The following is a 25,189-nucleotide window of genomic DNA, read 5'->3' on the forward strand; positions in this document are numbered from 1 at the left end:
GCAACTTTGAAAAAAACTTCAACGCACCAGATTGAGTCCTGACTGTTCGGACAACTTGCTGGCATTCGGTTTGAGTGGCATGACGAGCAACCGAGGAGTTGATGGCTGAATAAATAAAACTGATAAACATCAGTTGCTTACAAAATGTTTATGGTACTGCCCGATGCGCAAGCGGGGCATCCGGCACGTTTATTGATGCCGCCAGCCCCTGATGTGTAACAACAATCAAAAGAACAGTGGAGCGGCCATGCAACAGATCAGATCGCAAGTGACCGAGCGCGACGGCTTGTTTGAGCTGGAAGCCGGCAGCGATGTACTCGACAGTCCCCGTTACAACCACGACATCGCACCGACCAAGGTGCGCGAACGTACCTGGAATAAATGGCATATCACTGCATTGTGGGTGGGCATGGCGATCTGCGTGCCGACCTACACCTTGGGCGGCGTGCTGACTGCGTACTTCGGCCTGAGCGTGGGTGAAGCGCTGTTGGCGATCCTGTTTGCCAACATCATCGTGTTAATTCCCCTGACCCTCAACGCATTCCCCGGTACCAAGTACGGCATTCCCTTTCCGGTATTGCTGCGTTCTTCCTTTGGCATCCTCGGCTCCAACATACCGTGCCTGATCCGAGCCCTGGTGGCGTGCGGATGGTTTGGTATTCAGACGATGTTCGGTGGCCTGGCGATTCATCTGTTCCTGGGCTCGGTGTTCGAAGGCTGGAAATCTCTGGGGGGGACCGGTGAGGTCATCGGTTTCATGGTGTTCTGGGTGCTGAACCTATGGGTGGTGATTCGCGGCGCCGAGTCGATCAAGTGGCTGGAAACCCTGTCCGCACCGCTGTTGGTCGCGGTGGGCGTGGGCCTGCTGGTATGGGCGATGCCGAATGTGTCGATGACCGAACTGCTGGCCATCCCGGCCAAGCGTCCCGAAGGCGCCGGTGTCGCCAGCTACTTCGCCGCCGGGCTGACAGCGATGGTCGGTTTCTGGGCCACCTTGTCCCTGAACATCCCGGACTTCAGCCGCTACGCGAAAAGCCAGAAGGACCAGATTGTCGGGCAGATCATCGGCTTGCCGCTGACCATGTTCCTGTTTGCCTCCCTCGGTGTGGTGATGACCGCCGCGTCGGTGAAACTGGTGGGCGTGACCGTCTCCGATCCGGTGACCTTGATCGGCCATATCCAGAGCCCGGTCTGGGTCGCTTTGGCGATGGCGCTGATCATCATCGCCACGCTGTCGACCAATACCGCGGCCAACATCGTCTCGCCGACCAACGATTTCCAGAACATCGCGCCCAAGGCGATCAACCGCACCAAGGCGGTGATCCTCACCGGGCTGGTGGGGTTGGCATTGATGGCTCATGAGCTGCTGAAAAAGCTCGGGCTGATCGTTTCGGATCTCAGCCTGGAAACCGTCTATTCCAACTGGCTGCTCGGTTATTCCAGCCTGCTGGGCCCGATCGCGGGGATCATGGTGGTGGATTATTTCCTGATCAAGAAACAGCAGCTTGACCTTGCCGGGCTCTATCGCGATGACGTGTACCCGGCATGGAACTGGAGTGGCTTCATCGCGTTCGGGGTGCCGGTGGTGTTGACGCTGCTGTCGTTGGGCAGCGATGTGTTCAGCTGGTTCTACAGCTACGGCTGGTTTACCGGCTCGGCCCTTGGCGGGGTGATTTATTACGGGTTGAGTGTGATGCGGCCCAGTCCGTCTGTTGCGAAATCTGCGGTATGAGTGATGGCCCCTTCGCGAGCAAGCCCGCTCCCACAGGGGGAACGCATTTCAAATGTGGGAGCGGGCTTGCTCGCGAAGACGGCAGTACAAACACCACCGTATCGTCGGAACAAATCCATAAGAACAGCCAGAGGAGATCATCATGAACGCTGCCCTAGACGTTCTGCAGACCAGCCATCAGCACATCAACCGCGACCGCCTGTGGCAGTCGCTCATGGAACTGGCAAGGCTCGGCGCTACGGTCAAGGGCGGCGTCTGTCGTCTGGCCCTGACCGACCTCGACCGCCAGGCCCGCGACACCTTCGTCAAATGGTGCGAGGAGGCGGGCTGCACCGTCAGTATCGACGGCGTCGGCAACATCTTCGCCCGGCGTCCCGGGCGTAACCCGGATCTGCCGCCGGTGATGACCGGCAGCCACATCGACACCCAGCCCACCGGCGGCAAGTTCGACGGCTGCTTCGGCGTACTGGCCGGCGTCGAGGTGCTGCGTACCCTCAATGACCTGGGCGTCGAAACCGAGGCACCGCTGGAAGTGGTGGTCTGGACCAACGAAGAGGGCTCGCGTTTCGCCCCCTGCATGATGGGCTCTGGCGTCTTCGCCGAGAAATTCACCCTGGAAGAAACCCTGGCCAAGGTCGATGCCGAGGGTGTAACCGTCGGCGAAGCCCTGAACGCCATCGGCTATGCCGGCTCACGTAAAGTCAGTGGCCATGCGGTCGGCGCCTACTTCGAAGCCCATATCGAGCAGGGCCCGATTCTGGAAGACGAACACAAGACCATCGGCGTCGTCATGGGCGCCCTCGGGCAGAAGTGGTTCGACCTGAAACTGCGTGGCGTCGAAGCCCACGCCGGCCCGACGCCGATGCACCTGCGCAAGGACGCACTGGTCGGCGCCGCGGTGATCGTCGGTGCGGTCAACCGCGCTGCCCTTGGCCATCAACCCCACGCCTGTGGCACGGTCGGTTGCCTGCAAGCCTATCCCGGGTCTCGCAATGTCATCCCCGGTGAAGTGCGCATGACCCTGGACTTCCGGCATCTGGAACCGGCCCGGCTGGACTCGATGATCGCCGAAGTGCGCCAGGTGATCGAAACCACTTGCGAGGAACACGGCCTGACCTTCGAGCTGACCCCGACCGCCGACTTCCCGCCGCTGTACTTCGACCAGGGCTGCGTCGATGCGGTTCGTGGCGCCGCCCGGGGCCTGAGCCTGTCGCACATGGATATCGTCAGCGGAGCAGGGCACGACGCAATCTTCCTCGCCGAACTCGGCCCGGCCGGGATGATCTTCGTACCGTGCGAAGGCGGCATCAGCCACAACGAAATCGAAAACGCCGCGCCGGATGATCTCGCGGCGGGCTGTGCGGTGTTGTTGCGGGCGATGCTGGCGGCGTCGCAAGCCATTGCGAAGGGGGAACTGGCTACTTGAGCGGAAAAAAAGATCGCAGGCTGCGCCAGCTACAGGGTTTCGGGTGTAGAAGCTGGCGCAGGCTGCGACTTTTTGCTTTTGCTCACTTCGTCCTCACAGGTTCTTCGCACGTTCAGAAATGCCTGCGGTCGTACTCTTCACTGGGGCGTGACAGCTCCATCGCAAGGGTGGAACGCAATGAGCCAGGACGTCCTGAGCACCGAAACCAATCGTCGACAGTTGCAGCAGATCATTGCCGGCCTGTCCGACGGGGTGATCGTGCTCGACCCCGAACAGAACATTCTCTGGGCCAATGAAGCGGCGTTGACGATGCATGGCGTCGATCAGGTCGGCGATCTGGGTGCCGACGCCAAGGCCTACGCCAAGCGCTTCGCCCTGCGTTATCGCAACAATCATGTGGTCCCGGCCGATAGCTACCCGATCAACCGCGTGGCGCGTGGCGAGACGTTCAGCGATGTGTTGGTGATGGTGACGTCGGCTGAGGACGAGGAGCGTTGCTGGGTCCATCGCGTACGCAGCATGGTGTTGGCCGATAGCCGTGGCGAGCCGGAATCGCTGGTGTTGATCATGGACGATGTCACCGATTGGGCCAGCGCCGAGCAGCGGTTCGAGAAGACTTTCTCCGCCAACCCGGCACCTGCGGTGATCTGCCGGCTCAGTGATTTGCGCTACATCAAGGTCAACTCCGGATTCCTCGAAATGACCGGTTATGCCCGCGACCAGGTGATCGGCAGTTCCACCTATGAGCTCGATGTACTGGAGCAGGCCGAAAACAAGGACCTGGCCAAACAGCGCTTGCGCGAAGGGACCACCATTCCACAGATGCAGGCCGAACTTCAGTTGCCCGACGGTGGCAGCAAGCAGGTGATCGTCGCCGGTCAGCCTCTGGAACTCAATGAAGAAGCCTGCATGCTGTTTTCCTTCGTGGACATGGAACCGCGCCACAAGGCCGAAGTCGCCCTGCGCCAGAGCGAGGAGCGTTTTGCCAAGGCGTTTCGCCTGTCACCGGTGCCAATACTGCTATGCGCTGCCAGTGATCAGGTGGTCCTGGACGTCAATGATGCGTTTCTCGATACCCTCGGTTACCCCAGCGAGGAAGTACTCGGCGAGAGCATCGCGCAGGTTGATTTCGTTGAGGACAAGGGCGCCTGCACGCGCCTGTTCGCAGCGCTGGAGAAGAGCGCAAGCCTGGATCGCGTCGATGTGCGCGTGCGTAAAAAAGACGCCGGGCTGATCGATTGCCAGGTGTCTGCCGATACCGTGAATATTCAGGACAGACCCTGCTATCTGTTGGTGTTGATCGACGTCAGCGAGCGCAAACGAACCGAACTTGAACTGATATCGGCCATTGAGGAGGTGATGAAAGACACCTCGTGGTTCAGCCGCACGCTGATCGAAAAGCTGGCCAATGTGAGAAGCGTCAACACGCCGAGGTTGCCCAGCGTGTCCTTCACCGACCTGACCCCGCGCGAGCGCGACGTATTGGGCCTGATCTGCGAAGGTCTGGCCGACAAGGAAATCGCCGCGCGCCTGCAACTGGCGCCGAACACGGTTCGCAATCATGTGGCGACGGTCTACTCCAAACTCGACGTGCACAGTCGCAGCGAAGCGATTGTCTGGTCGCGTGAGCGTGGGTTGTTCTCCAGCGAGTGGCGGCCCAAGGGCCAGCGCTGAGGTGCAAATGCACCAGAGAGCAGGGTGCAAATTGATGTTTTGACTGGTGGTAGCGGCTCTTACGCTGGCGGAGTACGACAGGTCTGTGCGCAGCGCCTGCGTGTCGCCATTGAAACAGCTCAAGGAACCGCTACATGAAACAACCCTGTGTCGCATTGCGCCTGACGAGGCCTGTGCAATGATTTCCCTCAGCCAGTTACGGATGTCGATCGAGCGCAGTTTTTCTCCGCTGGCCTGCGAGTGCAGTGTCTCGGGTGATCATTCATTGACCGTGAAGCTTTACCATCCGCTGTCTGGTCAGGTGGACCTGGTGGTCAGCGGCTTGAACATGGCAGCGCTGCACACAGCAGAGTCGGTGGCTGTCCTGATCGAGGAACTACGTTACGAGCTCACGAGTAACAGTCTGCATCGCCCGGACCCGGTGATGTAAGAACTGCCAGATTCTGCTGGCGGCGGCCAACGACTGGGCTATAAGGATTAAGGCAATGGTTTTTTGTGACAGGATCGTGGACTTTGTACGGAGGTTTTGTTGTCACAAAAAAGTGTCGATCACTTATCGTGGGTCAACCTATGAAAAAGTCCGGGAAATGCGTTTTTGCACCGCTCGCACTCTGCGCAGCGATCCTCGGTGGCTGCGCCAGTCCACCACCCCCTCCGCCTCCATTACCGCCGCAGGAAAAAACCTGCGAGACCATGGATAAAACCGATGTGCTGGGCGATGTGCGTGGCGAAAACGGCGAGGTGACCCGAGTCACCACGACTACTCGTTGCGTCACGCAGTAGACCATCCAGTACGCGAAACCCTGTAGGAGCCGGCTTGCTGGCGATTGCTTTGGGTCAGCCGACGGCGGTGTCGCCTGACGAATCGTTATCGCCAGCAAGCCGGCTCCTACCTGTTTGCTCGCAGACGCCAATCAGGACAGGTAGCCGCCATCCACGTTCAGCGACACCCCGGTGGTGTAGCTGGAGGCGTCGCTGGCCAGATAGAGCACTGCGCCCGCCATTTCACTCGGGTCCGCCACGCGCTTGAGCGGAATCTGCTGCAGGGCGGTGTTGAGGATGGCCTCGTTCTTAACCAGCGCCGAGGCGAACTTGGTGTCGGTCAGGCCCGGCAGCAGGGCATTGCAGCGTATGTTGAACTGCGCGCATTCCTTGGCGAAGACCTTGGTCATGTTGATGACTGCAGCCTTGGTCACCGAGTAGATGCCCTGGAAAATGCCCGGCGAGACGCCGTTGATCGAGGCGACGTTGATGATGCTGCCGCCGCCGTTCTCGCGCATCAGTTTGCCGGCTTCCACTGACATGAAGAAGTAGCCGCGAATGTTCACATCGACGGTTTTCTGGAAGGCGCTGAGGTCGGTGTCCAGCACGTTGCAGAACTGCGGATTGGTCGCTGCGTTGTTGACCAGGATATCCAGGCGCCCGAACTGTTCCTTGATGCCGGCGAATACCTGACTGATCTGCTCCATTTCACCGATGTGGCAGGCGATGGCGGTGGCTTTGCCGCCGGCGGCAATAATCGCGTCGGCGACGTGTTGGCAGCCGTCGAGCTTGCGGCTCGAAACGATGACATGGGCGCCTTGCTGGGCCAGCAGTTTGGCGATGGCCTCACCGATGCCGCGGCTGGCACCGGAGACAAAAGCGATCTTGCCATCGAGGTCGAACAACTGAGTCTTGGACATGGTATTCCCTTATAAAAAGTTTTGTTATCGGGCCACAAGCGTGATCAAAGGCTGGATTTCTGGATGACCTGAAGGCTCATCTGCTCCAGCAGTTTGTTCATGTGAATGAACTGTGCGAAGCGCTTGTCCTGGGTCTGACCATGGTAAAAGCGGTAGTAGATCTGTTGCACGATGCCGGCCAGGCGGAACAGGCCATAGGTGTAGTAGAAATCGAAATTGTCGATGCGGATGCCTGAACGTTCGGCGTAGTAATCGACGAACTCGCGGCGAGTCAGCATGCCCGGTGCGTGGCTCGGCTGGCGGCGCATCAGTTGCACGGGGGCCGGGTCATCGGCTTCGATCCAGTAGGCGAGGGTGTTGCCCAGGTCCATCAGCGGATCGCCGAGGGTGGTCAGCTCCCAATCGAGCACGCCGATGATTTGCATCGGGTTATTCGGGTCAAGGATCACGTTGTCGAAGCGGTAATCGTTGTGGACGATGCTGGAGGTCGGGTGATCGGCCGGCATCTTGTCGTTGAGCCAGGCCTTCACCGCGTCCCACTGTGGCGCGTCCGGGGTCAGGGCTTTCTCGTAGCGATCGCTCCAGCCCTTGATCTGCCGCGCCACGTAACCTTCGGGCTTGCCCAGGTCGCCCAGGCCATAGGCGTTGTAGTCGACCTGATGCAATTCCACGAACTTGTCGATGAAGCTCTTGCACAGGGCTTCGGTTTTTGCGGCGTCCAGGCCCAGTTCTGCCGGCAGGTCCGAGCGCAGGATGATGCCGTTGACCCGTTCCATCACGTAGAACTCGGCACCGATCACCGATTCGTCGGTGCAGTGCACATAGGCCTTGGGGCAGTACGGAAAACCGTCGCGCAACTGATTGAGGATGCGGAACTCACGACCCATGTCGTGGGCGGACTTGGCCTTGTGGCCGAAGGGTGGGCGCCGCAGGACGAACTCCTGTTCGGGGTATTCGAGCAGGTAGGTGAGGTTCGACGCCCCCCCCGGGAACTGGCTGATCTGTGGCAGACCACTGAGGCCGGGAATGTGCGCCTTGAGGTACGGATCGATCAGGCTGGCATCGAGTTCTTCGCCGGAGCGGATACGGGTGGACTGGTCAGTAAGCGCCATGCTTATCCCTTCTGCTTATTCTGGAGGCCTCAAACTATTGGCTAATCTAATGCGCACACCCTGCACCCACAACCGTGAATGGCTCTTATAGGTAAGCGTGTTGCCGGCCAATCATTGTTTTTGATACAGCTGTTTGAATTTGTCGTCAATGTACAGCACGGCTTTGCGCCGGCGGCAACAGGATCGGCGTCAGTACCGGTTGGCTGGAGAAGAACGCCACCAGGTTCTTGCCCACCAGTTCGACGGTACCCTGGGTTGCCTCCGGGGACAGCCCGGCGACATGCGGGGTGAGGATAACGTTGGCCAGTGCCTTGAATGCCTGGGGTACGTGCGGTTCGTTATCGAACACATCCAGTGCGGCCCCGGCGATCCGCCGTTGCTCAAGTGCGGTGATCAGGTCAGCGGTGGCGATAACGCTGGCCCGGGCGATATTGACGATGAATCCGTCGGGGCCAAGGGCGTCCAGCACCTGGCGGTTGATCAGGTGTCTGGTGCCCACGCCACCCGGCGTGGCAACAATGAGAAAATCCGAGGCCCGCGCCAGTTCGGTGGGGGTCGAGCAGAAGGCGTAGGGCACGTCGCTGCGAAGCTGGCGATTGTGGTAGCTCACGCTCATGTCGAAGCCGGCGTCGGCGCGTTTGGCGATCGCCATGCCGACCGCGCCCAGGCCAAGGATGCCCAGGCGCTTGCCGGCGAGGGACGGGCGCATGATTTTTGGCCATTCGCCGCGTCGTACGGCGGCATCGCAGCGCGGCACATCGCGCACCAGTGCCAATAGCAGTGCCATGGCATGGTCGGCGACGGAGGAGGCATTGACCCCGGCGCCGTTGGTGACAGTGATGCCGCGGTCGGCGGCCGCCTGCAGGTCGACGTGTTCGTAACCGGCGCCGATCACGCAAATGATCTTGAGGTTGGGCAGGGCGGCGATTTCATCGGCATACAGCCCCAGGGGGCCGCGAGTCAGCACGGCATCTATCTGGCCGGCGTGGCGCGAGATGGCTTCGGCGCGCTCGGCGGGCGTGGGTGCCAGGATCAGGTGAAAGCCTTGATGTTCGAGAATCGGTAGGTAGTCATTGATGGTTTCAACCAGTACCAGAACAGTTGCGGGCATTGCTCGGCTCCTGTGATCGTCGGCTTGTCAGGTGCAAAAGGTCGTTTCAGGGTGCTGATTTCAGAAGTGTTTGGCAATGGTGTCCACCGCCTTGGCGGTGTTCTGTAGTCTGGACTGCTTGCCGGAAGAAGCAAATACAGGTTCGAGGTAGTCGCAAGCTCATTTATGGCTCAAGGCGGACGCGCTTGCTACTCCCCTTTATAAGGAGTGTGAACGACATGGATGCGCACCGGCGGGTTGTTTTCCACCATGTCGCGTGGTACTTCTCGAGAGTAGGTGAACTCGGTTTTATTCAATGCTTCCAGGCGCCTGACCACTGTTTTGATGGGGCCGAATTCGGGTACCAGTATGTGGTGTTTTTGATCTCCGGTAACAAAGAAGTAACCGCCACCTCCTTTGTTGTACTTTGAAACTCCCGTGACAGCGTCGAAGAACTCATAGCGATTGGTTTCGAGATCCCAGGTCGATATGCCCACCACTTCGGAATAATCCGCTTTTACGTCAGTTTGAGGCTCGCCTTCTATATAGACTTTGGTTGTCAGCCATCGAGGAGACGATTCCAGCGCCAGTATATCCACGGCGCCAGGGTTTGGTTGTGCAAAGCTGCCTGGCGCACAAAGCAGTGCAGCAAGAAGGAAGCATGTAGATGCAATAGTGTGTTTTTGCATGCGGGCAACTCCTGGGAATGGGGGCGCTATCAATTTGCTTGGTTCGGTGAGTAAAAATATAGGCCGGGAGTAGACGCGGTACAATGGTTGGGTATTTGCTTGTAACAGTTCAGTGTCGTTTTAATTTAAGTAGTTTGTTAGTTGTAGTTTTTGTCTGTGTTTTTTGTAGGCATATTCGCTGTTTCCAGGTTGGGGGCAGTCAATGTTTAATTTCACCCCACCGAGCGCTACCGTTCCCGAGTGGTGTCGCTGGTGTCCATCAAGAAGTCGAGCGTTTGCAGCAAACTGCCAAGGCTCCGTTGAAGGTCTGGCGCAATCTGACAGAAAAGGCTCGATCAGGGCGCGGCGGGTACTTTTCTTGTTCGCGCTGGACGATCCAGGCGTTCCAACGCTCAAGAAAGGTCTATTGGTACTGCCGTTCCTCACCTAAGTCTTTGCTTCTGTTCACTAATCCTCCAGAATCGCGCCCCTGTTTCGGCCATGGCGCTGCCTGTCGGGTATTCCGACGCGTCCTGGCCGGGTGGCAAGTGACCGGAATGTGGAGATCCCACCGGATGAATGATCAGGCCAATAGCGTCAACAAACGCTATGTAGCAGCAACACCCGCGACACTTTCGAGCTGGAATCGCCAAGACACCACCTGGATGCTGGGCCTGTTTGGCACGGCAATTGGTGCGGGAACCCTGTTTTTGCCGATCAACGCGGGGCTGGGCGGTTTCTGGCCGCTGCTGATCCTGGCGTTGCTCGCGTTCCCGATGACCTTCTATGCACACCGTGGCCTGACTCGCTTCGTCCTGTCCGGACGCGATGGTGCGGACATTACCGAGGTGGTCGAAGAGCACTTCGGAATCAAGGCCGGCGCGTTGATCACCTTGCTGTACTTCTTCGCGATCTTCCCGATCCTGCTGATCTACAGCGTGGCGTTGACCAATACCGTGGGCAGTTTCCTTGAGCATCAACTGCACATCATGCCGCCGCCGCGCGCCGTGCTGTCGCTGGTGCTGATCCTCGGCCTGCTGGCCGTGGTGCGTTGCGGCGAGCAGATCATCGTCAAGGCCATGAGCCTGATGGTCTACCCCTTCATCGTCGCCTTGCTGTTCCTGGCGGTGTTTTTGATTCCACACTGGAACGGCGGCATCCTGACCACGGCCACCACGCTGCCGGAGCCATCTGCGCTGCTGCGTACCCTGTGGCTGGCGATTCCGGTGATGGTGTTCTCGTTCAACCATTCGCCGATCATTTCGGCGTTCGCGGTCGACCAGAAGCGTCAGTATGGTGAGCATGCCGAAGAGCGCAGCTCGCAGATCCTGTCCCGTGCCCACCTGCTGATGGTGGCGATGGTGCTGTTCTTCGTCTTCAGCTGTGTATTGACCCTGTCGCCGGCACAACTGGCCGAAGCCAAGGCACAGAACCTGTCGATCCTGTCTTACCTGGCCAACCACTTCAGCAACCCGACCATCGCCTTCGCCGCGCCGTTGATTGCCTTTGTGGCCATTTCCAAGTCGTTCCTGGGGCATTACATCGGTGCCAGTGAAGGCCTCAAGGGCCTGATCGTCAAGAGCGGCAAGCGCCCGGCAGCCAAGACCCTGGACCGCATCGTAGCGGCGTTCATGCTGGTGGTGTGCTGGATTGTGGCGACGTTGAACCCGAGCATTCTGGGCATGATCGAAACCCTGGGTGGCCCGGTGATCGCGGCGATCCTGTTCCTGATGCCGATGTACGCCATTCGCAAGGTACCGGCGATGGCGCGTTATCGCGGGCAGGCTTCCAATGTCTTTGTGACAGCGGTGGGGCTGGTGGCTATTTCAGCGTTGATCTACTCCCTGACTGCCTGACCCGCCACGAACTCCCCTTGTGGGAGCGGGCTTGCTCGCGAATGCGGTGTGTCATTTAACACATCGGTTGACTGATTCACCGCATTCGCGAGCAAGCCCGCTCCCACAGGTTTATCGGCGGTAGTTATTCCAGGCATAAAAAAACGCCGCCCATCTCACGATGGGCGGCGTTTTTTATGGCTCTGTAACGTTAGGCTTGAACGACCGGAATGTTGGCGTTCGCAGCAGCTTCACGGAACTCGGCGATCTGGTCGAAGGACAGGTAGCGGTAGACATCGGCCGCCATGCTGTCGATCTTGCCAGCGTATTCCATGTACTCCTCGACGGTCGGCAGGCGACCCAGGATGGAAGCCACGGACGCCAGCTCAGCCGAAGCCAGGTAGACGTTCGCGCCGTCACCCAGACGGTTCGGGAAGTTACGGGTCGAAGTCGACACAACAGTCGAGTTCGGCTCTACACGTGCCTGGTTACCCATGCACAGCGAGCAGCCCGGCATTTCCATGCGCGCGCCAGCCTTGCCGTAGATGCCGTAGTAGCCTTCTTCGGTCAGCTGGTGAGCGTCCATCTTGGTCGGCGGCGACAGCCACAGACGAGTTGGCAGCTGACCCTTGACCTGCTCCAGCAACTTGCCGGCAGCGCGGAAGTGACCGATGTTGGTCATGCACGAACCGATGAACACTTCGTCGATTTTCTCGCCAGCAACGCTGGAGAGCAGGCGAGCGTCGTCCGGGTCGTTCGGCGCGCAGAGCACAGGCTCCTTGATGTCGGCCAGGTCGATCTCGATGATTTCGGCGTATTCAGCGTCTTTGTCAGCTTCCAGCAGCTCAGGGTTGGCCAGCCAGGCTTCCATCGCTTGCGCACGACGTTCCAGGGTACGAGCATCGCCGTAGCCTTCGCCGATCATCCAGCGCAGCAGGGTGATGTTCGACTGCAGGTATTCGGCGATCGATTCTTTGGACAGCTTGATGGTGCAACCGGCAGCCGAACGTTCGGCCGAGGCGTCGGACAGTTCGAAAGCTTGCTCGACGGTCAGCTTGGACAGACCTTCGATCTCCAGGATGCGGCCGGAGAAGGCGTTCTTCTTGCCTTTCTTCTCTACGGTCAGCAAGCCAGACTGGATCGCGTAGTAAGGAATGGCGTGAACCAGGTCACGCAGGGTGACGCCTGGTTGCAGTTCGCCTTTGAAGCGAACCAGGATCGACTCAGGCATGTCCAGTGGCATCACGCCAGTGGCAGCGGCGAACGCGACCAGACCGGAACCGGCCGGGAACGAGATACCGATCGGGAAACGGGTGTGGGAGTCACCACCGGTACCGACGGTGTCCGGCAGCAGCATGCGGTTCAGCCAGCTGTGGATGATGCCGTCGCCCGGACGCAGGGAAACGCCACCGCGGGTCATCATGAAGTCAGGCAGGGTGTGGTGGGTGGTCACGTCGATCGGCTTTGGATAGGCCGCGGTGTGGCAGAAGGACTGCATCACCAGGTCGGCGGAGAAGCCGATGCACGCCAGGTCTTTCAGTTCGTCACGGGTCATTGGACCGGTGGTGTCCTGGGAGCCGACGGTGGTCATCTTCGGTTCGCAGTAGGTGCCCGGACGGATACCCTCTACGCCGCACGCCTTGCCGACCATTTTCTGCGCCAGGGTGTAGCCCTTGGTGCTTTCAGCCGGTGCTTCAGGCTTCTTGAACAGCTCCGAAGGCGGCAGACCCAGCTCGGCGCGAGCCTTCTCGGTCAGGCCACGGCCGATGATCAGCGGAATACGGCCGCCAGCGCGAACTTCGTCCAACAGGACCGGGGTCTTCATTTCGAAGGTGGTCAGGACTTCGTCGGTGCCGTGCTTGCAGACTTTGCCAGCATGCGGGTACAGGTCGATCAGGTCGCCCATGTTCATGCCGGACACATCGAATTCGATCGGCAGGGCGCCGGCGTCTTCCATGGTGTTGTAGAAAATCGGTGCGATCTTGTTGCCGAAGCAGAAACCGCCGGCACGCTTGTTCGGCACGTAAGGAACGTCGTCGCCGAAGAACCACAGTACCGAGTTGGTCGCCGATTTACGCGAGGAACCGGTACCGACCACGTCACCGACGTAGGCGATCGGGAAGCCTTGGCCGCGCATTTCTTCGATCTGCTTCATCGGACCGGTGACGCCTTGTACGTCCGGCACGATGCCGTCGCGAGCCATTTTCAGCATGGCCAGGGCGTGCAGCGGGATGTCTGGACGGGACCAGGCATCAGGGGCAGGGGACAGGTCGTCGGTGTTGGTCTCGCCAGTCACCTTGAACACGCGCAGGCTGATCTTGTCGGCCAGCACCGGACGCTTCACGAACCACTCGCCGTCAGCCCAGGATTGCAGCACGCCTTGAGCGTGAACATTGCCTTTCTTGGCTTTTTCAGAGACGTCGTGGAAGGTGTCGAACATCAGCAGCGTGTGCTTGAGTTCCTTGGCGGCCACTGGCGCCAGTTCGGCGTCGTCCAGCAGGTCCACCAGAGTCACGATGTTGTAGCCGCCCTGCATGGTGCCGAGCAGTTCAACAGCGCGCTTCTTGTCGATCAGGGGGGATTGAGCTTCGCCCTTGGCGATGGCGGAGAGGAAGCCGGCCTTGACATAGGCTGCTTCGTCCACTCCAGGTGGAACGCGATTGGTGATCAGGTCAACGAGGAAAGCTTCTTCGCCAGCCGGGGGGTTTTTCAGCAGCTCAACCAGGCCTGCAGTTTGTTCGGCGTTTAGCGGCTGGGGAACGATACCCAGTGCTGCGCGCTCTTCGATATGTTTGCGGTAGGCTTCAAGCACAGTTATTACCCTCATCAGTGGTCCCAAATGGGTGTCCGGGACGCTCATCCCGAAATTGCCGTACTCATGCGCTGCAGGGCGTTGTGGGCCCATTAGCCAGAATTACCGACAATTCCTTACAGAAGCTGCTTTCAAAGTTTTACGCCTGCAGAACGGGAGCTGATGAGGGTTGGCGCCGAGCTTTTCCCCGCTGGAAAAACCCTTCGCCAACACCGCTCTGAAGGAACGACTGTGCTCGTGACGCTTTGAAAACAGCTTCTAACGGACATTGGCGCCTAAAAAGGCTGGCTGATTCTACGGCAAAAAAATATTAAAGGTAAGTTGCGAGCCTTAATTTTCAGGGGTGATTCATCTTAGACAAAGGGCTAATATGCCGACCTGTTTTGCTTTTGCGCGTTTTTTGCCTACCTATGCCCAACCAGACCATCAAGACCCCCTGCGTCGGCCTCTGCTCCACTGTTTACGGAGATCTGGTGTGTCGTGGCTGCAAGCGTTTCCACCATGAAGTGATTCACTGGAACGGCTACAACGAGGATGAAAAACGCGCGGTCTGGCTGCGTCTGGAGCAGTTGCTGTCCCAGGTGATGGCCGCCAAGGTGGAGATTTTCGATCCGGCGCAGCTCAGGATGCAGCTGGAACAGCGCAAGATTCGCTTCGTGCCCCATCAGTCGGAATATTGCTGGGCGTACCAGTTGATCGCCCGGGGCGCGCGGGTGATCAATAATCTGGAAGCCTACGGCATGGTATTGCTGCCGGAATTTCGCGACTGGAACCTGCCGGAACTGCGCGATGCCATTGATCGGGAATTTTTCCTGCTGTCCGAAGCACACTACCAGCGGTACATCGCGCCGGGGTTTCTCAAGGACGCCTTGGGAGATTGAAAAGCATCGCCGGCAAGCCGGCTCCTACACAAAACCGCTAACTTCTGCAGGAGCCGGCTTGCCGGCGATAACGATCGACCTGATGCCAGACATTCAATGCTTGTCGGCCAACTCCTCAAGGTGATCCGCCACTTCCGCCGGCTTGAGCACCAGCACATCGCTTTCCAGCTTATCAAGCACCACTTCCGCGGTATTGCCGATCAACGCCCCTGACAGCCCGGTGCGTGCCACGGTGCCGATCACCGTCACCGCCGCTTTCAGCTTGTGCGCCATGAATGGAATCAGCACATCCGCCGGGCCTTCCTCGATATGCAGGCGATCTTCGTCGATGTCGAATTCCGCCTGAAACGCTTTGCACTGCTCGCGGTAGCGCGCCTGAATGGTTTCGCTGAGCTGGAAGGTCGGGTCGGCCGAGGACAGCATCGGCGACGGATGGGCGCTGATCACGTGCAAATGGGCTCTGGCCAGGCTGGCAATGTCGTAGCCGTGATCGATGATGGTGTTGTGCAGATGCCGGTGCTCAAGATCGGTATTGCCGACGTCGACCGCCGCCAGAATCACCCGGTCCTTCCAGGAATCGGCGGTTTTCACCAGCAGTACCGGGGTTGGACAGGAGCGCAGCAGTTTCCAGTCCTCTGGCGTCAGCAGGGCTTTTTTCAACGGACTGTCCGGGAAGTGTTGCTTGACCACCAGGCCGCAGCCTTCGGCTTGCTGCACTTGCACAATGGTTTCGTGCTGGCTTTCGTTCCAGGCCTGTTCCGTGGTGGCGCTGTAACCGTCCTCCAGCAGCGTGGCCTTGAGCGCGCCCAGCATGGTGGCGTGGTCATGCCTGCGGTCGCATACCAGCAGGTGCAGGTGCGCCTGGGTGACACCGGCGATCACTTTGGCCCGTTTGAGCGCCAGACTCTCCGGGTGCTCGGGTTCGATGACCACCAGAATGCTGCGAATGGCTTGCATGATCACTATCTCCTGAAGATGAAAAAGCACGGCGTTGCACAACTATAGTTGCTGCCCGCCATTGAGCGACTTGATGCATATCAACGGTTGGCGACTGGTGGTCTGTCGGTTGGCCGGTATAATCGACGCCTTTCGTTTCAACCTCTTATCCGTGGGCCCCATGATCCTTCCCGAAATTCACGAATTCCTTGGCTGTCGCACCCCTGACGGCTGGATTCAGGCCGCGCTGGCTGACCAGGAAACACTGCTGATCGACCACAAGAATTGCGAATTCAAGGCCGCCAGCACTGCATTGAGCCTGATTGCCAAGTATCACTCCCACGTTGACCTGATCAATATGATGTCGCGCCTGGCCCGGGAAGAACTGGTGCATCACGAGCAGGTCATGCGCCTGATGAAGCGGCGCAAGATCGAGCTGCGCCAGCTGTCCGCCGGGCGCTATGCCTCGGGGCTGCGCAAGGTGGTGCGCAGCCATGAGCCGGTGAAACTGGTGGATACTTTGGTGGTCGGTGCGTTTATCGAAGCCCGCAGCTGCGAGCGTTTCGAGGCGCTGGTACCGCATCTGGACGAAGAACTGGGCAAGTTCTACTTCGGTTTGCTCAAGAGTGAGGCCCGGCATTTCCAGGGTTACCTGAAGCTGGCCTACCAGTATGGTGACGCCAAGGATATCGCCCAGGTGATTGACAGGGTGCGCGCCGCCGAGCAGGAGCTGATCGAGACGCCGGATGTGGAATTCCGGTTTCATAGCGGTATTCCTGCCGCCGCATAATTCGCATTCGCGAGCAGGCTCGCTCCCACATTGAAAACGCATTTCATTTGTAGGAGCGAGCATGCTCGCGAAGAACGCAAGAACACCTCGGGTTGTCTGGCACCCCGCGTTATCGTTGACGTTCATCGCGAGCGTGCTCGCTCCTACAGGGGGGGGGGCAGGCGTTGCGATGTTGGGCTTAAGGGCTGGGTTCAGCTTAGAAATCCCACTTGGTGGTCAGCGACACGTTGCGCGGCTCGCCGTAGTAGGTGGTGCCGAAGTTGCCCAGGCCATTGAGGTACTTCTTGTCAAAGACGTTGTTGGCATTGACGGTGAAGCTCAGGTGGTCGTCAAACTCGTAGCGCGTCATCAGGTCGACGAGGGTGTAGCCGCCTTGCTTGAGTGAGGTGGCGCCTTCGACCGGGCTGTAACTCTGACCGTAGAAAGCACTCTGCCAGCTGACACCGCCACCGACGGTGACCTTCTCCAGCGCGCCAGGCAGGCGGTAGGTGGTGAAGGTGCGCACGACGTGTTCCGGCTTGGTGGTCGCCAGCGGGAAACCATAGATGCGCTGCTCGTCCTGGTCACGGGTGCGGGCGTAGGTATAGCCGGCGGACAGGTTCCAGCCATCGGCCACTTCGCCGGCCAGTTCCAGTTCCACACCCTGGGTGGTTGCGCCGGAAATCGCTTTGTAGACGTCTTGGCCGGTGCCATCGGTGGTGAGGTATTGGGCGACGTTGTCCTGTTCGATGCGGAAGAAGGCCAGGCTGGCGATCACTTTGCCTTCCAGGTACGCCGCTTTCAGGCCGGCCTCGTAGCTGTCGCCTTCCACCGGGTTCAGGGTTTTGCCGCTGGCGTCCTTGTAGATTTGGGGCTGGTAGATATTGGTGTAGCTGGCGTAGACCGAGTAGGTGTCGTCCAGGTCATAGACCACACCGGCATAAGGCGTCACGACTCCGTGTTCCTTGTAGCTCGCATTGGTGTCGCTCAGGCCGGCGTCCGGACGGTAGGTGTAATCCTCGTTGTACTTGAACGTACTCAGGCGGCCGCCGAGGATGAACGACAGATCGTCGGTCGGGTGCAGGCGGGTGGCCAGGTAAATGCCGTTCTGGCTCTGGGTGCGTTCGTATTTGCCGTTTTTCGGGAATTCCTGTTCCGGCAGATTGCCGTTCCAGTCATAAATGCTCCCGGGGACCTCGCCGGTTGCACTGGTGTCGTAGGTGTCGCCGGTCTGGCGCGAGTGGGACGCCATGAAACCTGCGAGCAATTCATGTTCGCGACCGCCCAGGGTGAACGGGCCGCAGACGTTGACGTCTGCGGTGTTCTGCACGCGATGACCTTCCCAGCGGCCCCAGTAAAGAAACATGCCTTCGCCCGTGGCACGGTCCGGGCTGCCCCCGCTGGCTGAAGCCAGGCGGGTATCGTGATCGGTGGTTTTCTGGTCGAGGCTGACCTTGAACTTCCAGTCGTTGGCCAGCGCCTGTTCCAGGGACGCGAAATAGGTGATGTCATCGTAGTCGCGACGGCTCCAGTCGGCGCCCGGGTTGAAGTGACGGGGGAAGTCGGTGCGGCCGCCGTCAGTGAAATACACCGCGTTGCCCGTCCAGGACGAGCCTCGTGGGGTCGTACTCGACTTGTCGATGCCGAACGTCAGCAGGGTGTCGGGTGTCAGGTCGGCTTCGAGGATGCCGTAGTACAGGTCTTTTTTCTGGCTGTAATGATCCATGTAGGAGTTCTTGTCCGAGTAGGCACCGACGAAGCGCCCACGCACGCTGCCGGACTCGTTCAGCGATCCGGAAATGTCGCCGACGCTGCGGTAGGCGTCCCAGGACCCGACGGTGCCGCTGATCGACGCCTTGAATTCCTTGGTCGGTTTCTTGCGGATCAGGTTGACGGTGGCCGACGGATCGCCCGATCCGGTCAACAAGCCCGTCGCGCCTTTGATGATTTCGATGCGATCGAGGCTGGCGGCGTCGTCGCCATTGTTGGGGTTCTCCCCGTAGACGCCGTCATAGGGGATGTTGATGCCGTCGTACTGGAAGTTGGTGATGGCAAACCCACGGGCGGAAAACTCGGTGCGGTCGCTGTCGTATTTCTGCATCGAGACACCGGGGGCATTGCGCAGCGCGTCGCTGATGCTCTGTACGCCTTGGTCATCCATTTGCTGACGGGTAATGACGGTGACCGATTGCGGTGTTTCGCGCAGTGACAACGGCAGGCCGGTGGCCGACGATGTCGAGCCGGTGGTGTAGGAATGGGTGCCTTCGGTGGTCGCGCCCAGGCCTTGGGCGGAGATGGTGGTAGCACCCAGTTGCAGCACACCGTCGTCCTTGGCGATCTTTTTATCGGCGCCGCTGTCAGCAGCGTGAGCGGCAGTTGCCAGGCTCAGCAGCGCGGCGGGCAGGGCGAGTGCCAGCGGGCACAAGGCAAAACGAAAACGGACGGCGAGGTGGTGCGACATGGAGATCCCTTTGCATCGAATCGATCGGTAGTTGAAGTGCTTCTGCTGGTTAACCGAACGAAAAATGCAAAGGGGAACTGCGCTGCGAAAATACTTGATAAGTATTCTCAGCGGCTCAAGCCGAGGTGTTCGTGTTGAACTGTTTGAGTGTGATGGGCAGTTGCATGCAGGGTGAATGGGCGGGCCTCATCGCTGGCAAGTCAGCTCCCACCGTGTTCGAGTGGTATACAGAATATATGTATACCGCTAAACCTGTGGGAGCTGGCCTGCCAGCGATGGCGGAGTGTCAGTCACCCGTGATGTTGTATGTGCCGGCCTCATCGCCAGCAGGCTAGCTCCCACAATTTGATCTTCAGTGAGCACAAAACTCATGGCCGGCACCTATCCACTGTGGGAGCTGGCTTGCCTGCGAAGAACGATAACGCGGTCTACCGGCCTGGCACCCGCCACAGATACCAGGCGGCCACCGTCCGATACGGGCTCCAAGCCGCGCCGATCTCGGTCATTTGCTTGCGTGTCGGCTGCAACTCCAGGCCCTTGAGCCGTCGATACCCCTCACGTACGCCAAAGTCATCGGCCGGTAAAATGTCCGGACGCTCCAGGCTGTAGATCAGAAGCATCTCCACTGTCCAGCGGCCGACACCGCGCAAGGTGATCAAGCGCTCGATCAGCGCTTCATCGTCCATGACCTGCGCCGTGGCGTAATCCGGTACCACGCCGTCCAGCGTCGCCTGGGCAATGCCCTGAATGGTCGCGATCTTGCTCGCGGAAAACCCGCAGCTGCGCAGGCGATCGAAGTCCGTGGCGACAATCTCCTCTGGTCGTGGAAACCCGTGCTGGGGGAACAGCGCCAGCAGCCGGCCGACTATCGCATCGCCAGCCTTGGCATGCAGTTGCTGATAGGCAATCGCCCGTACCAGCGATTCATAGGGATCGCGAGCCGGGTGGGGTTGATGCAGGCACGGGCCGATAGCGTCGATGTGGCGGCGCCAGTCATCGTCGAGGGAGGCCAGAAAGTCACTGGCGGGCAAATAAGGGGCTGGCCTGCTCATCGATTCCTTCTTGAGCCCAAGCGTCAAAACGCCAACTGCCGGGTCATCTGCACCGTCGCGTTTTCCAGCCTGAGCAAAAACGCCTTGCGCGGCTGGCCACCACCGTAACCGGTCAGCGAGCCGTCGGCACCGATTACCCGATGGCAAGGTACGACTATCGAAAGCCGGTTGTGCCCATTGGCCAGACCCACCGCACGACTGGCGCCGGGTTTGCCCAGCGTGGCGGCTATGGCGCCATAGGTAGTGGTGTGGCCATAGGGGATTTTCCCCAGCTCGGCCCAGACCTGGCGAGAGAATTCGCTGCCGGGCAGGTGCAAGGCAACGCTGAATTGCTTGAGTTGGCCAGCGAAATACCCGGCAAGCTGTTCTTCGATCTGCTGCAAGTGCTGGTTGTGTCCTGGCGCCACGGCATAGCTATAGCGGTTCTGCAGCTCTTCGACTTCCCGCGTCAGTGCTGGCCGATCGAGAAACTCCAGCAATACCAGGCCGCGGCGCTCGGCCATTGCGATCATCGGGCCCAAAGGGGTAGTCAGGCGGGTGAACAGCAAGGCTTCGCTGTGGGCAGCGCGGCCCGGGGTGATGTGAAAGGATTTTTGAAACGCATCGCGAAAACCGCTCAGGGATTCGTAACCCGAATCAAATGCCGCGCTGTCGATCGAGTCGCCCTGTTTGATCCCGCCCAGCGCTATGCCCAGGCGTCGGGTGCGCAGCCAGGCGTGAAAGGTCATGCCGAAATGCTGCTTGAACCAGCGCCGCAGTTTCAGTGGTTCGATGCCTTCGGCTTGCAACTGGGCATCGGTCCAGCGCTGCTCGGGGTCGGCGTCTACCGCCTTGAGCAGTTTCTGCACCCAGTGCGGGGCAATGGCCGCAGCGTCCAGCGGTTTGCAGCGCAGGCAGGCGCGGTAGCCCGCCGAAAGGCACTCGTCGGCATGGGCGAAGAACTCGACGTTGTCCGGCTTCGGCGAGCGTGCCGTGCAGCCCGGGCGGCAGAAGATCCCGGTGGTCTTGACCGCAGTAAAGAACACCCCCTCGTAGGCGGTGTCTCGTTCGAGCATGGCCCGAACCATCTCGGCGCGGGGCGGCAGTAACGTGTTTTGTAGGTTCATGGAGGCAGCATAGAACGCGTCATGGCCAGCCTCCACCGGAAAATCGACAGGGAATTGCTGGCAACTGCGCGATCGTTCAACCTGGCTTCATAGGTGGGATAAATTTCAGGCCCGACGGGCGAGCAGCAACACCGAAGCCGCCGCCGACAACAACCCGGCGCAGCAGCGATTGAACATCCGCTTGCCCGACGGTTTGGCAAACCAGCGGCGCATGTGCAAGCCCATGTAAGCGTACAGACCAATGGCGATCCATTCTAGGATCAGGAACAGTGCGCCCAGCAGCGCAAATTGTGGTGCGATGGCCCGGGTCGAGTCGACGAATTGTGGCAGGAATGCGGTAAAAATCAGGATGGCTTTCGGGTTGCCGGCCGCCACCAGAAACTCTTGTCGGGTCAGCGCCAGCATTCCCACCGGCGCAGTGGTCACCAGTTTTTCTGCGCCGGGGTCAGCGCGCCACAATTGCCAGGCGAGGTAGAACAGGTACGCCGCACCGAGAATCTTGATCCCGTAGAACAGCAATTCCGAGGTTTGCAGCACCACCGCCAGCCCCGCCGAGGCAAGTGCAATCATCAAGGCGAACGCCAGCAAGCGACCCATACCGGCAAGGCAAGCGGTGCGGTAGCCATAGCGGGTCGAGTTGCTGACCGACAGCAGGTTGTTCGGGCCTGGCGCCATGTTCAGGGCGAAGCAGGCCGGGAGAAAGAGGGTGAGGGTGGTGAGGTCCATGATCGGCTCCGGCAGCTGGAGCCATATTTTTACACAGCTGCCGGTTGACCTGACCCGTACAGTGATGGACTCAGGTAGCGTACCAGTACTAGCGAGCGAACTTTTTCGCCCCGATCACGCACAGGATCACGGCCACGGTGACCCCGAGCATGCCAATGCTGACCTGTTCGTGCAGCATCGTCGCGGCCAGGGTCAGGCCGAAAAACGGCTGCAGCAGTTGCAGCTGCCCGACGGCGGCGATGCCGCCTTGCGCCAGCCCGCGGTACCAGAACACGAATCCGATCAGCATGCTGAACAGTGACACATAAGCCAGGCTGAACCAGGCCGGGGTGCTGATGTTGGCGAAGGTCGCGGGCATCCGCCACCAGGTGAGTGCGACCATGAGCGGCAACGCCAGCACCAGCGCCCAGCAGATGACCTGCCAGCCGCCGAGCGTCCTGGACAGCTTCGCCCCTTCGGCATAACCCAGGCCGCAGGCCAGGATCGCCAGCAGCATCAGGATGTCGCCCTGGGGCGAGGCGGTCAGCCCCTGGGACAGGGCAAACCCAGCCACCAGCGAACTGCCCAGCACCGAGAAGATCCAGAACGCCGGGCGCGGTCGCTCGCCGCCGCGCAACACGGCGAATACTGCGGTCGCCAAAGGCAGCAGGCCAACGAACACGATGGAGTGGGCGGAGGTGACGTACTGCAGCGCCAGCGCAGTCAGCAGGGGAAAGCCGATCACCACGCCCAGGGCGACAATCGCCAGGGGAAGTAGCTGATGCCGGCCGGGGCGTTTTTCCTTGAACAGCAATAACAGGCAGAGCGCGAGAACGGCAGCGATGGTCGCGCGCGCGACGGTGAGGAACACCGGGTCGAACTCCAGCACCGCCACACGAGTCGCCGGCAGCGAGCCGCTGAAGATCACCACGCCGATCAGGCCATTGATCCAGCCGCTGCTAGTGTTCTGCCGCGTGTGGTTTTGCAGGTTTGAAGTCTGTTCCATGTGGCTCACGCTCATTGTTTGATTGCACTAAACCCATCCTATGGCTGATTATCGGTACAATCAAAAAATTGTCATGGATACATCCCATGCCGCGCGCTCGATACAAATCTCTGGTTGATGCCTTGGCTGGCGACATCCGCTCAGGGCGCCTGCTGCCCGGCACACGCTTGCCGACTCACCGCGAACTGGCGGCCGCCGAGGGACTGGCGCTGGTCACGGCAAGCCGGGTCTATGCCGAGCTGGAGGCCATGGGGCTGGTCAGTGGCGAAACCGGGCGCGGGACTTTCGTCAGGGAGACCTCCTTGCCGCCCCAGCACGGGATAGATCAACCCGAGGTCGTGGCCGGAATGATCGACCTCAACTTCAACTATCCGTCGCTGCCGGGCCAGGCCGATCTGTTGCGCGGCGCCTTGCGACAGCTCGCGCTGTCCGGCGACCTTGAAGCCTTGTTGCGCTACCAGCCCCATGCGGGGCGCCAGCATGAGCGGGCCGCCTTCGCGCGTCACCTTGGCAGCCGCGGCTTGACCGTGCAGGCGTCGCAGATGTTGATCGTCAGCGGCGCCCAGCATGGGTTGACCGTGACGATGATGGCGCTGCTACGGCCCGGCGATGTGATCGCTGCCGATGCCTTGACCTACTCGGGATTCAAGGTGCTGGCCGATGCGCTGCACCTGGAAATGGTGTCGATTCCGGTCACTGCGGATGGGCCTGACCTGGAGGCGCTCGAGATGTTGTGCCGCAGTCGTGCGGTACGCGCTGTCTACAGCATGCCGACGCTGCACAACCCATTGGGCTGGGTGATGCCCGCCGGGCAGCGTGAGCGGCTGGTGTCGATTGCGCGCCGGCACGATCTGATTTTCATTGAAGACGGCGCGTATGCTTTTCTCGCGGAAAATCCACCACCACCCCTGGCCGAGCTGGCGCCCGAGCGCACGGTCTACGTGTCCGGCCTGTCAAAAAATGTCGCCACCGGTTTGCGGGTCGGCTTCATTGCAGCACCTGAACATTGGGTCGCGGCCCTGGAACGCACGATTCGCGCGACCACCTGGAACACCCCCGGCGTGCTGACGGCCATCGCCTGCGGATGGATCGATGACGGCACCGTGATCCGCCTGGAGGCGCAAAAACGCGCCGACGCGCAAGCCCGCCAGGCCTTGGCCCGGGAAGTGTTGACGGGCCTGAACACCATCAGCCATCCGTGTTCCTATTTCACCTGGTTGCCGCTGCCGGAAGAGGCGCGGGCGGATCAGATCGCCGTGGCCCTGATGCGCGAGCAGGTATGCGTATCAACCGCCGAGCCCTTCGCGATCTCGGACCACGTTCCCCACGCGCTACGGTTGGCGCTGGGGTCCGTGGGCATGGATGACTTGCGCGATGCGCTGCTGAAAGTCAGGAGGGTGGTCAGCCTGTACGCCTGACAGGGCATTTTTCTTCAATACCTGCGCCAAGCGGCTGTTTACCTTGAGAGCCTGGTTCAACTCGAAGAAAGAAGGTGTGCAATGAGTCTGATGATCTCCATGGCCGCGTTTGCGCTGGCCGCGTCAATTACCCCGGGGCCTGTGAACATTGTCGCGTTGAGTTCCGGCGCACGGTTTGGCTTCAGGGCCAGTCAGCGGCATGTGGCCGGTGCGACCTTGGGGTTTGTCTTGCTGCTGGTACTGATGGGCCTGGGCTTGCATGAGCTTTTGCAGTTATGGCCGGCGCTGACCCTGTGGGTGCAATGGGCGGGCGTGGCCTTTCTGTTGTACATGGCCTTCAAGCTGGCGGCCGACAACGGGCAGTTGCAGACGAAGGAGTCGACGCAGGCGCCGTCGATGCTGTACGGCGCCATCATGCAATGGCTCAACCCCAAAGCCTGGCTGGCCTGCGTGGCCGGCATGGGCGCGTTCGTCGCCGATGGCGAGGCGCGGCTGGTGTGGCAGTTTGCGGCGGTGTATCTGGTGATCTGTTACCTGTCCATCGGCTGCTGGGCCTATGTCGGGACGTTTTTGCGCGGGTACCTGAACAATCCCGCCGGGATGCGCCTGTTCAATCGGGTGATGGCGGGGTTGTTGGCGGTGAGTGCGGTTTATTTGGTATTGCCATAGATGCACTGAAGCGGGGGGCTCAGCTAGCACCCAGAAACGCCCTACGCACTTATCGGAAATAGCCTATATCCGTGTTTGTCACCCTCGTTAAAACTTGCAAGCGCTTGAACGAGGGTGGCTTTCAGCTTTAGGGCATCCCCCTTGACCGGCGGAGA

At 60.1% G+C, this 25,189-nt stretch carries 20 protein-coding genes; 9 read left to right on the forward strand and 11 right to left on the reverse strand.

The genetic code is table 11. The annotated features are described in order from the left end of the window. Window positions 1–247 precede the first annotated feature (247 nt). From KW839_RS07550 to KW839_RS07565, 4 genes are all read left to right on the forward strand, one after another. The gene (locus KW839_RS07550) at window positions 248–1,732 is read left to right on the forward strand and encodes an NCS1 family nucleobase:cation symporter-1 (protein WP_060540454.1); all 1,485 of its coding nucleotides are present in this window, start codon (window positions 248–250) and stop codon (window positions 1,730–1,732) included. A gap of 142 nt (window positions 1,733–1,874) precedes the next feature. Beyond that, on the forward strand, window positions 1,875–3,158 hold the full coding sequence (locus KW839_RS07555) for a Zn-dependent hydrolase (protein WP_060540455.1): 1,284 nt from the start codon (window positions 1,875–1,877) through the stop codon (window positions 3,156–3,158). 177 nt (window positions 3,159–3,335) lie between these two features. Further along, window positions 3,336–4,832 (forward strand): helix-turn-helix transcriptional regulator, encoded by a 1,497-nt coding sequence (locus tag KW839_RS07560; RefSeq protein ID WP_060540456.1) that lies wholly within the window; start codon window positions 3,336–3,338, stop codon window positions 4,830–4,832. A gap of 178 nt (window positions 4,833–5,010) precedes the next feature. After that, window positions 5,011–5,262 carry a DUF1652 domain-containing protein gene (locus KW839_RS07565; RefSeq protein ID WP_060540457.1) on the forward strand — a complete coding sequence of 84 codons (252 nt, stop codon included), beginning with the start codon at window positions 5,011–5,013 and terminating at the stop codon, window positions 5,260–5,262. A gap of 484 nt (window positions 5,263–5,746) precedes the next feature. Here the strand turns inward: KW839_RS07565 and KW839_RS07570 are convergent, their stop codons facing one another. From KW839_RS07570 to KW839_RS07585, 4 genes are all read right to left on the reverse strand, one after another. Further along, the gene (locus KW839_RS07570) at window positions 5,747–6,514 is read right to left on the reverse strand and encodes an SDR family oxidoreductase (protein ID WP_060540458.1); all 768 of its coding nucleotides are present in this window, start codon (window positions 6,512–6,514) and stop codon (window positions 5,747–5,749) included. A gap of 44 nt (window positions 6,515–6,558) precedes the next feature. Beyond that, window positions 6,559–7,626, reverse strand: coding sequence for a phosphotransferase family protein (locus KW839_RS07575; RefSeq protein ID WP_218423900.1), 1,068 nt, complete (start codon window positions 7,624–7,626; stop codon window positions 6,559–6,561). Window positions 7,627–7,771: 145 nt separating this feature from the next. Continuing rightward, window positions 7,772–8,737 (reverse strand): 2-hydroxyacid dehydrogenase, encoded by a 966-nt coding sequence (locus tag KW839_RS07580; RefSeq protein WP_218423901.1) that lies wholly within the window; start codon window positions 8,735–8,737, stop codon window positions 7,772–7,774. 188 nt (window positions 8,738–8,925) lie between these two features. Then, window positions 8,926–9,405 carry a DUF4822 domain-containing protein gene (locus tag KW839_RS07585; protein ID WP_218423902.1) on the reverse strand — a complete coding sequence of 160 codons (480 nt, stop codon included), beginning with the start codon at window positions 9,403–9,405 and terminating at the stop codon, window positions 8,926–8,928. A gap of 554 nt (window positions 9,406–9,959) precedes the next feature. Between KW839_RS07585 and KW839_RS07590 the strand changes: the two genes are divergently transcribed. Beyond that, a complete protein-coding gene (locus tag KW839_RS07590; RefSeq protein WP_060540462.1) occupies window positions 9,960–11,240 on the forward strand; it encodes a serine/threonine transporter in 1,281 nt (426 codons plus the stop codon). A 190-nt stretch (window positions 11,241–11,430) separates the two neighbouring features. On the opposite strand, the gene acnB is transcribed toward KW839_RS07590, so the two are convergent. Beyond that, window positions 11,431–14,031: a bifunctional aconitate hydratase 2/2-methylisocitrate dehydratase gene (acnB, locus tag KW839_RS07595; RefSeq protein ID WP_060540463.1), complete on the reverse strand. Its 2,601-nt coding sequence runs from the start codon at window positions 14,029–14,031 to the stop codon at window positions 11,431–11,433. A 410-nt stretch (window positions 14,032–14,441) separates the two neighbouring features. On the opposite strand from acnB, the gene KW839_RS07600 reads away from it, so the two are divergent. After that, complete coding sequence (locus KW839_RS07600) at window positions 14,442–14,912, forward strand: DUF1289 domain-containing protein (protein WP_060540464.1); 471 nt, start codon at window positions 14,442–14,444, stop codon at window positions 14,910–14,912. Window positions 14,913–15,005: 93 nt separating this feature from the next. Here KW839_RS07600 and KW839_RS07605 read toward each other — a convergent pair whose 3' ends face one another. Then, entirely contained in the window at window positions 15,006–15,869 is an 864-nt protein-coding gene (locus KW839_RS07605) for a universal stress protein (RefSeq protein ID WP_060540465.1), read from the reverse strand. Between the two features lie 160 nt (window positions 15,870–16,029). Between KW839_RS07605 and KW839_RS07610 the strand changes: the two genes are divergently transcribed. Then, on the forward strand, window positions 16,030–16,638 hold the full coding sequence (locus KW839_RS07610) for a tRNA-(ms[2]io[6]A)-hydroxylase (protein ID WP_060540548.1): 609 nt from the start codon (window positions 16,030–16,032) through the stop codon (window positions 16,636–16,638). A 196-nt stretch (window positions 16,639–16,834) separates the two neighbouring features. Here the strand turns inward: KW839_RS07610 and KW839_RS07615 are convergent, their stop codons facing one another. The 5 genes from KW839_RS07615 to KW839_RS07635 form a co-directional block, all read right to left on the reverse strand. Further along, window positions 16,835–19,078, reverse strand: coding sequence for a TonB-dependent siderophore receptor (locus tag KW839_RS07615; RefSeq protein ID WP_060540466.1), 2,244 nt, complete (start codon window positions 19,076–19,078; stop codon window positions 16,835–16,837). Window positions 19,079–19,506: 428 nt separating this feature from the next. Further along, window positions 19,507–20,130, reverse strand: coding sequence for a DNA-3-methyladenine glycosylase (locus tag KW839_RS07620; RefSeq protein WP_060540467.1), 624 nt, complete (start codon window positions 20,128–20,130; stop codon window positions 19,507–19,509). A 23-nt stretch (window positions 20,131–20,153) separates the two neighbouring features. After that, the gene (locus tag KW839_RS07625) at window positions 20,154–21,236 is read right to left on the reverse strand and encodes a bifunctional transcriptional activator/DNA repair enzyme AdaA (protein ID WP_060540468.1); all 1,083 of its coding nucleotides are present in this window, start codon (window positions 21,234–21,236) and stop codon (window positions 20,154–20,156) included. 105 nt (window positions 21,237–21,341) lie between these two features. Further along, window positions 21,342–21,962 (reverse strand): LysE family translocator, encoded by a 621-nt coding sequence (locus KW839_RS07630; RefSeq protein WP_060540469.1) that lies wholly within the window; start codon window positions 21,960–21,962, stop codon window positions 21,342–21,344. An 88-nt stretch (window positions 21,963–22,050) separates the two neighbouring features. Beyond that, window positions 22,051–22,947, reverse strand: a complete 897-nt coding sequence (locus tag KW839_RS07635) for a DMT family transporter (RefSeq protein ID WP_060540470.1) — start codon at window positions 22,945–22,947, stop codon at window positions 22,051–22,053. A gap of 86 nt (window positions 22,948–23,033) precedes the next feature. Here KW839_RS07635 and KW839_RS07640 point away from each other — a divergent pair, with 86 nt between their 5' ends. After that, window positions 23,034–24,365, forward strand: a complete 1,332-nt coding sequence (locus tag KW839_RS07640; protein ID WP_218423903.1) for a PLP-dependent aminotransferase family protein — start codon at window positions 23,034–23,036, stop codon at window positions 24,363–24,365. A gap of 81 nt (window positions 24,366–24,446) precedes the next feature. Then, a complete protein-coding gene (locus KW839_RS07645) occupies window positions 24,447–25,034 on the forward strand; it encodes a LysE family translocator (protein ID WP_060540472.1) in 588 nt (195 codons plus the stop codon). Window positions 25,035–25,189: the final 155 nt, after the last annotated feature.

The sequence above is a fragment of the Pseudomonas sp. PDM31 genome (genome assembly GCF_019218965.1).
Lineage (GTDB): Bacteria > Pseudomonadota > Gammaproteobacteria > Pseudomonadales > Pseudomonadaceae > Aquipseudomonas.